Origin of the sequence: Nocardia sp. NPDC060255, assembly GCF_042727395.1 — a bacterium.
In the GTDB taxonomy this organism is placed as follows: domain Bacteria; phylum Actinomycetota; class Actinomycetes; order Mycobacteriales; family Mycobacteriaceae; genus Nocardia.
In genome coordinates this window covers 36,679-49,085 of record NZ_JBHXAU010000012.1, presented here as the reverse complement: position 1 = coordinate 49,085, position 12,407 = coordinate 36,679, and the positions used below count along the sequence as shown (strand labels likewise).

At 67.4% G+C, this 12,407-nt stretch carries 14 protein-coding genes; 11 read left to right on the top strand and 3 right to left on the bottom strand.

Annotated features, from left to right (window positions below; genetic code table 11):
• Positions 1-64: 64 nt before the first annotated feature.
• The 8 genes from ACFWF1_RS22240 to ACFWF1_RS22205 all read left to right on the top strand — a co-directional run bounded on the left by ACFWF1_RS22240 (position 65) and on the right by ACFWF1_RS22205 (position 7,293).
• Entirely contained in the window at positions 65-649 is a 585-nt protein-coding gene (locus tag ACFWF1_RS22240; RefSeq protein WP_379291953.1) for a TetR/AcrR family transcriptional regulator, read from the top strand.
• A 106-nt stretch (positions 650-755) separates the two neighbouring features.
• Entirely contained in the window at positions 756-1,406 is a 651-nt protein-coding gene (locus ACFWF1_RS22235) for a PadR family transcriptional regulator (protein WP_379291993.1), read from the top strand.
• Between the two features lie 115 nt (positions 1,407-1,521).
• Complete coding sequence (locus ACFWF1_RS22230) at positions 1,522-2,475, top strand: esterase/lipase family protein (protein ID WP_379291954.1); 954 nt, start codon at positions 1,522-1,524, stop codon at positions 2,473-2,475.
• A gap of 136 nt (positions 2,476-2,611) precedes the next feature.
• Positions 2,612-3,178 carry a peptide deformylase gene (def, locus tag ACFWF1_RS22225; RefSeq protein ID WP_379291955.1) on the top strand — a complete coding sequence of 189 codons (567 nt, stop codon included), beginning with the start codon at positions 2,612-2,614 and terminating at the stop codon, positions 3,176-3,178.
• Positions 3,178-4,101: a methionyl-tRNA formyltransferase gene (gene fmt / locus ACFWF1_RS22220; RefSeq protein ID WP_379291956.1), complete on the top strand. Its 924-nt coding sequence runs from the start codon at positions 3,178-3,180 to the stop codon at positions 4,099-4,101. The genes def and fmt overlap by 1 nt, the downstream gene beginning before the upstream one ends.
• Positions 4,098-4,394, top strand: coding sequence for a hypothetical protein (locus tag ACFWF1_RS22215; protein ID WP_379291957.1), 297 nt, complete (start codon positions 4,098-4,100; stop codon positions 4,392-4,394). The genes fmt and ACFWF1_RS22215 overlap by 4 nt, the downstream gene beginning before the upstream one ends.
• 806 nt (positions 4,395-5,200) lie before the next feature.
• Positions 5,201-6,538: an RsmB/NOP family class I SAM-dependent RNA methyltransferase gene (locus ACFWF1_RS22210; RefSeq protein ID WP_379291958.1), complete on the top strand. Its 1,338-nt coding sequence runs from the start codon at positions 5,201-5,203 to the stop codon at positions 6,536-6,538.
• Positions 6,539-6,942: 404 nt separating this feature from the next.
• Positions 6,943-7,293, top strand: a complete 351-nt coding sequence (locus ACFWF1_RS22205) for an MmcQ/YjbR family DNA-binding protein (RefSeq protein WP_379291959.1) — start codon at positions 6,943-6,945, stop codon at positions 7,291-7,293.
• Between the two features lie 5 nt (positions 7,294-7,298).
• On the opposite strand, the gene ACFWF1_RS22200 is transcribed toward ACFWF1_RS22205, so the two are convergent.
• The gene (locus tag ACFWF1_RS22200; RefSeq protein ID WP_379291960.1) at positions 7,299-8,204 is read right to left on the bottom strand and encodes an RNA polymerase sigma factor SigF; all 906 of its coding nucleotides are present in this window, start codon (positions 8,202-8,204) and stop codon (positions 7,299-7,301) included.
• A complete protein-coding gene (locus ACFWF1_RS22195; protein ID WP_357392013.1) occupies positions 8,204-8,626 on the bottom strand; it encodes an anti-sigma factor in 423 nt (140 codons plus the stop codon). Before ACFWF1_RS22195 ends, ACFWF1_RS22200 begins: the two co-directional genes overlap by 1 nt.
• 96 nt (positions 8,627-8,722) lie before the next feature.
• Here ACFWF1_RS22195 and rpe point away from each other — a divergent pair, with 96 nt between their 5' ends.
• Entirely contained in the window at positions 8,723-9,379 is a 657-nt protein-coding gene (gene rpe / locus ACFWF1_RS22190; RefSeq protein WP_379291994.1) for a ribulose-phosphate 3-epimerase, read from the top strand.
• 13 nt (positions 9,380-9,392) lie between these two features.
• Here rpe and ACFWF1_RS22185 read toward each other — a convergent pair whose 3' ends face one another.
• Positions 9,393-9,863 carry a hypothetical protein gene (locus ACFWF1_RS22185; RefSeq protein ID WP_379291961.1) on the bottom strand — a complete coding sequence of 157 codons (471 nt, stop codon included), beginning with the start codon at positions 9,861-9,863 and terminating at the stop codon, positions 9,393-9,395.
• A 588-nt stretch (positions 9,864-10,451) separates the two neighbouring features.
• Between ACFWF1_RS22185 and ACFWF1_RS22180 the strand changes: the two genes are divergently transcribed.
• Positions 10,452-11,075: a riboflavin synthase gene (locus ACFWF1_RS22180; protein WP_379291962.1), complete on the top strand. Its 624-nt coding sequence runs from the start codon at positions 10,452-10,454 to the stop codon at positions 11,073-11,075.
• Positions 11,076-11,151: 76 nt separating this feature from the next.
• On the top strand, positions 11,152-12,396 hold the full coding sequence (locus ACFWF1_RS22175; RefSeq protein WP_379291963.1) for a bifunctional 3,4-dihydroxy-2-butanone-4-phosphate synthase/GTP cyclohydrolase II: 1,245 nt from the start codon (positions 11,152-11,154) through the stop codon (positions 12,394-12,396).
• Positions 12,397-12,407: the final 11 nt, after the last annotated feature.

Sequence of the window (12,407 nt, the reverse complement as noted above, 5' to 3'; positions counted from 1 at the left end):
TTAGTTAGTTGGCTGACTTAAACGAAGCTATCCGACAAAGCCCAGCGTGTCTATAGTTAGTTAAGTGACTAACTCAGCAGCCCAAGATCGCCCGAAGGGTGGTAAACGCGAGCGCCTCGGCGCCGCCGCGGCCCGTGTGTTCCACGAGCAAGGGGTCGAGAAGACCACGATCGCCGACATCGCGCACGCCGCCGACGTCCCGGTCGGCAACGTCTACTACTACTTCAAAACCAAGGACCAGCTGGTCCGCGCCGCGATCGGCGCCCATGAACAGGCGCTGAGCGGCCTGATCGCAGTGCTCGAGCAGCTGCCGACCCCGCAGGACCGGCTCAAAGCGCTGATCGGCGGCTGGGTCGACGAGCGCGAGACGGCCGCCCGGATCGGCTGCCCCTCGGGCACCCTCGCCACTGAACTGGACAAGCGAGCCGACGGTCTGGACCGCGAGCTCGCCGACGTCATGCGGCAGCTGGTCGACTGGGTCGAGGGGCAGTTCGAGGCGATGGGTCGCGCGGACGCCAAGGGGCTTTCCGTCGCACTGATCGCGGCCTATCAGGGAATCTCGTTGCTCACCAACACCTTCCGCGACCCCGAGTTGATGGTGACGGAAGGGGACCGGCTGACGCGCTGGATCGACTCGCTCGTGCCGTGAGCCGCTGGCCGCTCAGGAATTCTCGAACCGACCCTTGCGTTCGATGCATTGACGATATATCGTCGATAACATGAAACGAACACGAGGGCCTGAGGAGGCTTACATCATGGAAAACCAAGGACATCGAGAATTTGGACGGCGCGGCCCCTGGCAGCGTCAGGGCGAGGACGTCGATCCTCGTCAGCGACTCCGCCGCGGCGGACGGCACGGTCACGGTCCCGACTTCGGACCGGGCTTCGGCCCAGGTTTCGGGCCGGGCTTCGGGCCGCATTTCGGTCGCGGTCGTGGTCGCGGTGGTCGTGGCCGGCGCGGCGACGTGCGGGCGGCGGTCCTGCTGCTGCTCACCGAGCGGCCGATGCACGGCTACGAGCTCATCCAGCAGATCCGCGAGCGCAGCGACGACGTCTGGCGTCCGAGCCCGGGGTCGATCTACCCCGCGCTGGCACAGCTGGAGGACGAGGGCCTGGTCCTCATCGAAAAGGTCGCCGGGCGCAAGACGGCTCAGCTGACCGAGACCGGCACCGCCTACGTCACCGAACACAAGGAAGATCTGGGTGACCCGTGGGCGGACGTCAAGGAAGACGTCGGCGCGCAGGCCATCGACCTGCGGGAACTCGTCGGTCAGCTGATGGGTGCGGTCGCGCAGGTCGCAGCGGCGGGTACGCCCGGACAGGCGGCCAAGGCGGCGGAACTGCTCACCGAGACCAGGAAGTCGCTCTACCGGATCCTGGCTGAAGACGAGACCCCCGAAAAGTAACGGCAGGTGAAACACCCCGCTGGAGCGCGCATTTGGGGCGGGTTCAGTAGATCATTGTGAGATGCGACAGTTTCGGGGTTTGTGGGTTTGGGGAATTTCACACTTGGGTAGGGGGATGCTGGTCGCCGCACTTGCCGTAGTAGCCATGCTCGGCACCGGTGCGGCGCAGGCCGCGCCGTCCGGCTACCGCTCGCCCGAGATCCCCACCCAGCCCGGACCGCCGCAAACCGATCACCTCGGCGCGGCAGCCTATCTGAAGACACACAAGAACGCGGTTCCGTTGGGCACCAACAACTTCGGCTGCAAGCCTACCGTCGCCCACCCGCGGCCGGTGGTGCTCGCGCACGGCACGGACTCCAGTGCCTACTCGGACTACTCGGCCATCGCGCCGCAACTCGCCGCCGCCGGATTCTGCGTCTTCGCGCTCAACTACGGCGGCAGCCCGGGGGCGGACAGTTACGGCACCGAAGACGTGGTGCTCAGCTCGTACCAGATCGGCGAGTTCGTCGACCAGGTGCTGACCGCCACCGGCGCCACCCAGGTCGACCTGGTCGGCTTCTCCCAGGGGGCCTCGGTCACCCGGTTCTACACCAACAAGCTCGGGGGCGCGCCGAAGGTCGGCAAGTGGATCGGCCTGGCGTCGCCCAGCTACGGCGGGGTGATGTACGGACTGGTGCCCATCGTGCAGGCGGTGCCGGGCGGACTGCAGGCATTCGCGCGGGTGACCTCGCTCGCCGCGATCCAGCAGGCGCAGGGTTCGGCGGTGATGACCGAGCTCAACGCGGGCGGGGACACCGTGCCTGGCCCGCAGTACACCACGATCGGCAGCAAGGTCGACGAGATGATCCAGCCGAACAGCAATATCGCCCTGCGCGGGCCCGGCGCGGAGAACATCTCGCTGCAGGATCGTTGCCCGGTCGACCTGACCGGGCACTTCCACATGGTCTACGACCCGTTCGTGCAGCAGCTGCTGCTGAACGTGCTGGATCCGAGTACCCCGGCGCCGGTGTGCCGTCCGGTGATGCTCGGCACCGGCATTCCGGAAGTGATCATCGCGGGCAATTCCTGAACGGGCGGCCGGACGGAGGACAACGCACCCCGTCCGACCGCACTGGAGTTCTACCAGCTTCGGGCTGGTGGATCGGGGACATTCGGTCGTCTCACTAGAATGAGACGACCGTGTTCGTCGCTTCCGGGAGTTTGCCGTGACCATTCAGCCTGTTCGCCTGTTCGGCGATCCCATTCTGCGTGCCCGCGCGGCGGAGGTCACCGACTTCGACCGGGAGCTGCAGCAGCTGGTGACCGACCTGACCGACACCATGCACGACGATGGTGGCGTCGGCATGGCCGCACCGCAGATCGGAGTGGGGTTGCGTGTTTTCGTGTACGACACTCATGACGCCGCGGGGCATCTGGTGAACCCGCTGTGGGAAGTGGTCGGCGACGAGGAGCAGGTCGGGCCCGAGGGCTGCCTATCGATTCCCGGTGTGCGCTACGACACGCGGCGTGCGCTGCGGGTGCGGGCGACCGGCGTCGACATGCACGGTGCGCCGGTCGAATTCACCGCCGAAGGGCTGCTCGCCCGCTGCGTGCAGCACGAGACCGATCATCTCGACGGTGTGCTGTTCATCGATCGACTGGACCCCGCCGCGCGCAAGGACGCGATGCGGACCATTCGTGAATCCGATTGGTTCAGTGCGGGTGTGACGGCGCGGCCGTCGCGGTCGGTGACTGGAACGGGCCAGGCCGGTCCGTTCGGACGGGGGCGTTGATGCGCATTGTCTTCGCGGGCACGCCGGATCCGGCGGTGCCGTCGCTGCGGCGGTTGATCGAATCCGAGCGCCACGAGGTGATCGCGGTCGTGACCAGGCCCGACGCCGTCGCCGGTCGCGGGCGCAAGGTGACGAGGTCACCGGTCGGGTTATTGGCCGACGAGCACGGGATTCCGGTGCTGACGCCGCGGCGACCGTCCGAACCCGAGTTCATCGAACAGCTCACCGCGCTGGCGCCCGACTGCTGTCCGGTGGTCGCCTACGGCGCGCTGCTGCCGCAACGTGTGCTCGACATCCCCCGGTTCGGCTGGATCAACCTGCACTTCTCGCTGCTGCCCGCCTGGCGCGGCGCGGCGCCGGTACAGGCCGCGATCGACGCCGGCGACGAGATCACCGGCGCGTCCACCTTCCAGATCGAGGCCGGGCTCGACACCGGTCCGGTGTTCGGCATGGTGACCGAGAAGATCGCCGTCACCGACACCGCGGGCGAACTGCTCGCGCGGCTCGCCCTCAGCGGTGCACAGCTACTCGAAGCGACCCTCGACGGCGTGGAAAACGGGACCTTGCAAGGTGTTCCGCAGGCGACCGAGGGCGTCTCGCACGCGCCCAAGATCACCGCTGACGCCGCGCACATCCGCTGGGACCTGCCCGCCCTCGCCATCAACCGCCGCATCCGCGCCGTCACCCCGGCCCCCGGTGCATGGACCTCGGTCGACGGCAACCGACTGAAGCTCGGTCCGATCGAACTGGTCGAGGAGACCCTGCCGCCCCGCACCATCGAGGTCCGCAAATCCGGCGTCTACGTAGGCACCGCAACCACCGCGATCCGCCTGGATCAGGTTCAGCCACAAGGTAAACGCATGATGGCGGCCCTCGACTGGGCCCGCGGCGCCCGACTGCAGCCGGGCGCGGTGGTCGAGTGACGATCCTCGATCGTCTTGACGGAAGGACCCTGGCGGGGCCGAAGGCAGGTGGCGGTGAATGCGCCCGATCCCTGTCGCGGAGCACTTTTGCGGCCGAGCGCGGTGGAGTGTCGCTTGTCGATCGTCTGATCGGCGAGCCCCAGGCGCGGGCGAAGGTGGCCCGCAGTCTTCATATCCGTGGCGATGCGCCGCGACCTCAACGAGAGCGGTGGAGCATGTCAGCACGGTGCGAGGATTTCCTGGTCGACGGGGCTGTCGACGCCGGGTTCGAGCAGGACGCGGTGGTCGGATGACGCCCCCGGAACGCAAGCGTGGCAACGAGTCTCGCGACTCGGATCGGTCGCGCAACGATAGATCGAACGGTGCCGAATCCGGACGCGGGAATACGGGGGCCCGGACGAACAGTGCGCGCGCGGGAGACTCGCCGCGACAGTCCGCGCCACGACGTGACGACTCTCGCGGACGGCCCGGCGGCTCGAATCAACGGCCCGCACAGTCGAAGTGGAACAGGTCCGACGAGCAGAGTGGTGACCGTCCGGTGCGTCGTGCGGCATCGTCGAATTCGGCCGCGGGCCGGTCGGAATCCAGTCGAGGTGGATCGGCGCAGGAGCGTTCGCGTTCGACCGATGGTCCGACTGGCCGGTCAGCAGCGGCGCGCGGCGGGCAATCGGCGCCGGGTGGTGCGCGTTCGGGCAATGGCTCGAACGACCGGGCGGGGGCGCGCGGGGGACGGCCTGCGCTGGGTGGTTCGCATTCGGCCGATGAGTCGGCTGGCCGGTCGGCGGTGCGCGGGCAGTCGGCGCAGGGTGGTTCGCGTTCGGCCGATAGTTCGGCTGGTCGGTCCGCAGCGGGCGGCGCTCAGTCTGCCCGGGGCGGTTCGCGTTCGGCCGATAGTTCGGCTGAGCGTTCGGGCGCTCAGCGCGGTGCGGAATCGGCGAAAGGTGGTGCGGGGACTGGTGCTGGTCGGTCGGCACCACGTCGTAGCGGGCAGTCGGCGCAGGGTTCGCGTTCGGCGGATACTGCGGGGCGGCCGGTTGTGGCGGCGAAACGTGGTGGCGGACCGAAGGATCGGGGATCGGCTTCGGGTGGACGGTCTGGCGTGAGCGATTCCGTTGACGCGCCTCGGCTGGTTGCGCGTGATGTGTTGCGGGCGGTGCGGGAGCGGGATGCGTACGCGAATCTTGTGCTGCCGGGGCTGCTTCGGGAGCGGCGGATCAGTGGGCGGGATGCGGCGTTGGCGACGGAGCTCACCTACGGGGCATGCCGTTCGCGTGGGTTGCTCGATGCGGTGATCGAGGCGGGGGCGGGGCGGCCGATCGCGGAAATCGATGGGGCGTTGCTGGATGTGTTGCGGTTGGGGGTCTATCAGCTGCTGCGGACCCGGATCGGGGCGCACGCGGCGGTGGATACCTCGGTGGCGCTGGCGCGCGCCGAATTCGGTGCGGGCAAGGCGGGTTTCGTGAACGCGGTGCTGCGGCGCGCGGGGGAGAAGACCGTCGAGGAGTGGGTGGAGCAGCTCGCGCCGCAGGATCCGGTGGGGCGGTTGGCATTCGAGTTCGCGCATCCGGTGTGGATCGCGCAAGCCTTCGCCGATGCGCTCGGCGCACGCGCGGGCGAGCTGCGTGACGCGCTGGCTGCCGATGACTCGCGGCCTGCGGTCCACCTCGTCGCCCGGCCCGGTGAGATCACCGCCGAGGAATTGGCGCTGGTCACCGGCGGAGAAGAGGGCCGCTGGTCGCCCTACGCGGTGTATTTGGACGGCGGCGACCCAGGAAAACTCGAGCCGGTCCGCGAAGGCATGGCCGGTGTGCAGGACGAGGGCAGTCAGCTCGTCGCACTCGCACTGACCCGCGCGCCACTGAACGGGCCGGACGGCGGTCGCTGGCTGGACCTCTGCGCCGGACCAGGCGGCAAGGCCGCACTGCTCGGCTCCCTCGCCGCCATCGACGGCTTCCGCGTCGACGCGGTCGAGCCCGCCGAACACCGCGCCGAACTCGTCCGAAAGTCCGTGCAGGGCATGCCCGTCGACGTCCACGTCACCGACGGCCGCGACAGTGGACTCACCCCCGGCTACGACCGCATCCTGGTCGACGCACCGTGCACCGGCCTCGGCGCACTCCGCCGCCGCCCCGAGGCCCGCTGGCGCCGCACCCCCGCCGACGTCGCCGAACTCGTCACCCTGCAACGCGAATTACTCACCGCCGCATGGGATCTCCTCCGCCCCGGCGGCGTCCTCCTCTATTCCACCTGCTCCCCCCACCTCTCGGAAACAGTCGTGGTCGTAGCCGACGCGGCCCGCCGCCTAGGCGCCGAACAACTCGACGCCCGAGACCTCCTCCCCGGCGTAACCGACCTGGGCGACGGCCCCACCGCCCAACTCTGGCCCCACCGCCACGGCACCGACGCCATGTTCATGTCCGCCCTCCGCAAACCCTGACCCCACCCCGCGCACGATTCCGCTGCCCGCGCACGGTTCGGCCAGCGATTTCGTGCGCGGCTGCGTGGAATGTGCGCGGCGGCACGGAACGTTGGCGTTGGTGTGCGCCGTCGGCGAAGCCTGGGCGACAGGCGGTTCCGAGTTGACCTGTGAGCTAGCACTGCGCTCTGCGCATGAGTTTGCTGGCCGCGTGCGAATCAGCCAGCGATTTTGTGCGCAGCGACGTGGAAAGCGCGCTGCTCCGAGCTGTGCGCGGCGATGACGCGATAGTCCTCGACCGAGGGGGAACTGGTGTAGTTGGCTTCTCGGGCGATGCCGACACCAGTTCCCAGTGATCAGTTGTCCAGCTCGTTGGTTCCATTTGTCCAAGCCGGGGCGCATGGTCAGCGAGCAGACTGGCGTTTATGGCACTGACTTGGGAAGACGTGGTCAAGATTGCGACCGGGCTGCCGGGTGTCGAGGAATCGACGTGGTGGCGTAGCCCGGCACTGAAGGTGGGTGGGAGAGGGTTCGGCAGGTTGCGCATCGAGGCCGAAGGGGGTTTGGCTCTGGTGTGTGATCTGACAGAGAAGGAGGCGCTACTGGCCTCCGGTGATCCGGCTTTCTTCACCACACCGCATTACGACGGAACCGGGTTCATCCTCATCGATCTGGACCGCATCGATCCCGAACGGTTGCGCGAAATGCTCGATGACGCATGGTGGCTCACCGCGCCGCCGAAAGTGCGCGGGCAGCGTGAGTTCCAAACGTACTGAGCCGGCTACTCGCGACTGGACTGTTCCCGCAGTCGCGCAAGGGTTTTCGCGAGGATGCGGGAGACGTGCATCTGCGAGATGCCCATCTGCTGGGCGATCTGGGTCTGCGTCATCGATTCGAAGAACCGCATGGTGAGGATCCGCCGCTCCCGCTCGGGCAGCCCGGCCAGCAGCGGGCGAATCGCGACATACTCTTCGACACGGTCGAATTGGGTCTCTTCCTCGCCGAGGGTGTCCAGCAGTGACGCGTCGGTGTCGCGGCCGAGGGTGGCCGCGTCGATGGAGCTGGGCTGGTAGGCGTTGCCCGCGATGACGGCCTGGGTCACCTCGTCCGGGTCGACGTCGAGTTCGGCGGCGATCTCCTTGGCGGTCGGTGATCGGCCGAGGCGCTGGGAGAGCGCGTCGATGGCCGCGCCGATCCGCAGATGGGTCTCCTTGACCCGGCGTGGCACCCGCATGGCCCAGGTGTTGTCGCGGAAGTAGCGGCGGACCTCGCCCATGATGGTGGGCACCGCGAAGGAGAGGAAGTTGGAGCCGCGCTCGACGTCGAATCGGTCGACGGCGTGCACCAGCCCGACCCGCGCCACCTGGGTGAGATCGTCGAACGGCTCACCGCGCCCGCTGAATTTGCGCGCGATGTGATCGGCCAGCGGGATGCAGCGGCTGATCAGTTCCGCGCGGATCGCGGTGTGCCGCGCGGTCCCCGGCTTGGCCGCGCCGAGCTGTTCGAACAGCAACCCGAGGTCGTCGTAGCTGGCGACGGTCTTCACGGCTTCGAGGGTTTCGGTTTCCTCGGCGGCGTCCTCGGTGGTGACGGTCTCCGCGTCGTCGGCGGGCTGCTCCGCCGCATCGGTGACGGTATCGGCGTTGTCGTCGCGATCGGAGTCGAACACGGTGTCCTCGTCCGCCACTACGCTTTCCCCCGGACCCGACGGAACTCGACCGTCGTCGGATATCCGGAAACCGTCGAATCGAACGAATCCTGGGTCGCCTGTACCTCATCGGTGAGCGTGCGCAGCACGTGCCAGCCGAAGCTGCGCTGATCCGGTAAGCCCGCCTTGGCGGCGATTCCACTGACGCGGACCAGTAATTCGGTCTCGCCGACGGTGAATCGACAGTTCAAGCTGGTGTCGGGTCCGGCGACAGCGATCAGCGTCGAGCAGACCTCGTCGACGGCCAGCCGGATGTCGGCTACCTCGTCCAGCGTGAAATCGCTTAGTAGGACCAGAGTTTCGGCGAGCCCACGAACGATGGGCAGCTGTGTGACCGATGCGGCCACCCGAATCTCCACCGGGGTGCTGTACAGCCCCTGTTCCGCCGAAATGTTGATCACCCTCATCAGGCTACCCACTCCCGCGCTGGGCAACCCCCACTACCGATAGACTGCGACGTTGTGTCCACCCCGACTTACGCGCGTCCGGCCGTCCCGATGATTGCCCCCTCCATCCTGTCCGCCGACTTCGCACACCTCGCGGACGAGGCGCGAGCGGTCGCCGGCGCCGACTGGCTACACGTCGATGTGATGGACGCGCACTTCGTGCCGAACCTGACGCTCGGGCTCCCGGTGGTGGAGAGCCTGTTGAAGGCGACCGACATCCCCCTCGACTGCCATCTGATGATCGACGACCCGGGCCGCTGGGCGCCGCCGTACGCCGAGGCGGGCGCGCACAATGTGACCTTCCACGCCGAGGCGACCGACGATCCGGTCGCGGTGGCCCGCGATATTCGCGCGGCGGGTGCCAAGGCCGGGCTTTCGGTGAAACCGAACACACCGATCGAGCCGTACCTGGAGATTCTGCGTTCGTTCGACACGCTGCTGGTGATGAGCGTCGAGCCCGGTTTCGGCGGTCAGTCGTTCATCGCCGACGTGCTGGAGAAGGCGCGCATCGTCCGCAATCTGGTCGACGCGGGCGAGCTGCGCCTGCTGGTGGAGATCGACGGTGGCATCAACACCGACACGATCGAGGCCGCAGCTGAGGCGGGCATCGACTGTTTCGTCGCCGGGTCCGCTGTGTACAACACGGCCGATCCCGGTGCCGCTGTCGAGAAGCTGCGCAGGCAGGCCGCCGCGCTGCGAACGGTCTGATCCGCGAAAACGCTTACAGCACGCGGACTTTGCGGGTGCCGATGGCGCGGGTCGCCTCGATCACCGTGTTGAGCGGCGGCCGGGTGGTCGCCGATTCGGGCGGGCGGATCCAGGTGCGATAGCCGGTGTGCTCGTCGTCCGGAGACGGCAGCACGACCTGGCTGCCGGTGCAGGCGACCGTGGCGTACATCCGGAACAGCTCGGCGGAGACCGCGGCGCTCAGGGTGTCCGGACGGTACGGACCGGTCAGGAAGGTCCAGCGTTTGGCGCGCGGATGATCGACGATCGGTCCCGCGATGGCGGCCTGTTCGAGCCGTTGCCGCACTCGCTCGCCGAGATCGGCCGGCATGGTGATGGCGCCGTAATGGGCGCCGATATGCAGCAGAATGCGACGCGAGGTGGGATCGATCGAGGCGGGCAGGTGCAATTCGCGCCGGTACTGTACGCAGCGAACTTCCAGCGTCGAATCGAGAAGAGTGGTCACTGCGCGCCCCCAACTGTGTCGAACTTGATTTGACCCACTGTGGTTATCTGACTTCCTCGAGTGGTGGACAATCCCTGGGTCGAACTTCCTGGGTCTGCACCAGCGTCACCAGGTCGAACGGTTCCGCATCGAACTGCTCGGATCGGAAGTTGAACGGTAGGAATCAGCTACATAACAATATTGCTGCTATTTCTGTCACGGCGCAAGCAAACGTTAAAAGTGTGTTGCGAGTGGGTATGCCAAGGATTCGCGGGTTTGCTAGCGGTCTGCAAAACGCAACTTTGCGGTATCAATAATGCGATCAAACAATTATCGTCGACATGAATTGTGTGACAAATCCGCATGCTCGAACTTAATTCGACATTAATTCGTTATTGGCCGTTTGGACAGGCGGGCGTGGCCCGGCGGGCGGTTTGATTCCCTCGGCGGTTGCCGGGATGAGGTCCGATGGTTTCCACAACGCGGAACCGTGCTGTCGGCTACGACGAGCCGTCGTTAAGCTGGGGCCAGCGGCACCGACCGGCGGGAATACCCGTCGCGGCCGGGCTGTTCCGCAACCGGGGACAACGACGCGACAGGGAGTCAGGCATGTTCACAGGCATCGTCGAGGAACTGGGCGAGATCGTCGCCACCGAGCGGCTGGCCGACGCCGCCCGGCTGACGATCCAGGGCGCACTGGTGACCTCCGATGCCGGGCACGGTGATTCGATCGCGGTGAACGGCGTGTGCCTGACCGTCGTCGAGGTGATCGGCGGCGATTCGTTCACCGTCGACGTCATGCAGGAGACGCTGAACCGGTCCAGCATCGGCAAGCTGGACACCGGATCGAAGGTCAACCTGGAACGCGCCGCCGCGCTGAACAGCCGCCTCGGCGGACATCTCGTGCAGGGCCACGTCGACGGCACCGGCACCGTGCTCTCCCGCACCCCCTCGGAGAACTGGGAGGTCGTGCGCATCTCGCTGCCCGACGCGATCGCCCGCTATGTGGTGGAGAAGGGCTCGATCACCGTCGACGGCATCTCGCTCACCGTCTCCGGCCTCGGCGTCAGCGACGAACCCGCCGAAACCGACAGCAGGGACTGGTTCGAGGTCTCGCTCATCCCCACCACCCTCGCCATGACCAACCTCGGCTTCGCCACCGTCGGGACTACGGTCAATCTGGAGGTGGACGTCATCGCCAAGTACGTCGAACGATTGCAGCAGCGCGGGTGAACGGCCGGGCGGTCAACATCCGCGAGCCAGGCCGTAGTGTAGTGGCGGACCTATTTCGAGATGGAGCACAACAGACGTGACCAGGTTCGACACCATCGAGCGCGCAGTCGCCGACATCGCCGCAGGTAAGGCGGTCGTCGTCGTCGACGACGAGGACCGCGAGAACGAGGGCGACCTCATCTTCGCGGCCGAGAAGGCCACCCCGGAGCTGGTGGCCTTCATGATTCGCTACACCTCCGGATACATCTGCGTGCCGCTCACGGGTGACGACTGCGACCGGCTCGGCCTGCCGCCGATGTACGCGATGAACCAGGACAAGCACGGCACCGCCTACACCGTGTCGGTCGACGCCCGCGAGGGCATCACCACCGGCATCTCCGGTGCCGACCGCGCCACCACCATGCGACTGCTCGCCTCCGACGAGGCCAAGGCCGACGACTTCACCCGGCCCGGCCACGTGGTCCCGCTGCGCGCGAAGGACGGCGGCGTGCTGCGTCGGCCCGGCCACACCGAGGCCGCGGTCGACCTGTCCCGGATGGCCGGGCTGCGGCCCGCGGGCGTGATCTGCGAGATCGTCAGCCAGAAGGACGAGGGCCACATGGCCCGCACCGAGGAGCTGCGCGTCTTCGCCGACGAGCACAACCTCGCGATGATCTCCATCGCCGACATGATCGCCTGGCGGCGCAGGCACGAGAAGCACGTCATCCGGGTCGCCGAGGCGCGGATCCCCACGGCGCACGGCGAATTCATGGCCGTCGGATACCAGAGCATCTACGACGAGGTCGAGCATGTCGCGCTGGTGCGCGGCGATATCGCCGACGGCGACGATGTGCTGGTACGGGTGCACTCGGAGTGCCTCACCGGCGACGTGTTCGGCTCGCTGCGCTGCGACTGCGGTCCGCAACTGGACGCCGCGCTGGAAATGGTGGCCGAGGAAGGCCGCGGCGTGGTGCTCTACATGCGCGGGCACGAGGGCCGCGGCATCGGGCTGATGCACAAGCTGCAGGCCTACCAGCTGCAGGACTCCGGCCACGACACGGTCGACGCGAACCTGGAGCTCGGGCTGCCCGCCGACGCACGGGACTACGGCACCGGCGCGCAGATCCTGGTCGACCTCGGGATTCGCACGATGCGGCTGCTCACCAACAATCCGGCCAAGCGGGTCGGATTGGACGGATACGGGCTGCAGATCACCGACCGGGTGCCGATGCCGTTGCGCGCCAACGCCGAAAACCTGCGGTACCTGCGGACCAAGCGCGACCGGATGGGCCACGACCTGATCGGGCTCGACGACTTCGATATGGGCGAGACCGCCCGCTGATTCACGGAGAG

Bases quoted from the DNA above. Each gene is read 5' to 3' on its own strand.
- ACFWF1_RS22235 (WP_379291993.1), top strand. From the start codon at position 756: ATGGAAAACCAAGGACATCGAGAATTTGGACGGCGCGGCCCCTGGCAG.
- ACFWF1_RS22230 (WP_379291954.1), top strand. From the start codon at position 1,522: ATGCTGGTCGCCGCACTTGCCGTAGTAGCCATGCTCGGCACCGGTGCG.
- fmt (WP_379291956.1), top strand. From the start codon at position 3,178: ATGCGCATTGTCTTCGCGGGCACGCCGGATCCGGCGGTGCCGTCGCTG.
- ACFWF1_RS22205 (WP_379291959.1), top strand. From the start codon at position 6,943: ATGGCACTGACTTGGGAAGACGTGGTCAAGATTGCGACCGGGCTGCCG.
- rpe (WP_379291994.1), top strand. From the start codon at position 8,723: ATGATTGCCCCCTCCATCCTGTCCGCCGACTTCGCACACCTCGCGGAC.
- ACFWF1_RS22180 (WP_379291962.1), top strand. From the start codon at position 10,452: ATGTTCACAGGCATCGTCGAGGAACTGGGCGAGATCGTCGCCACCGAG.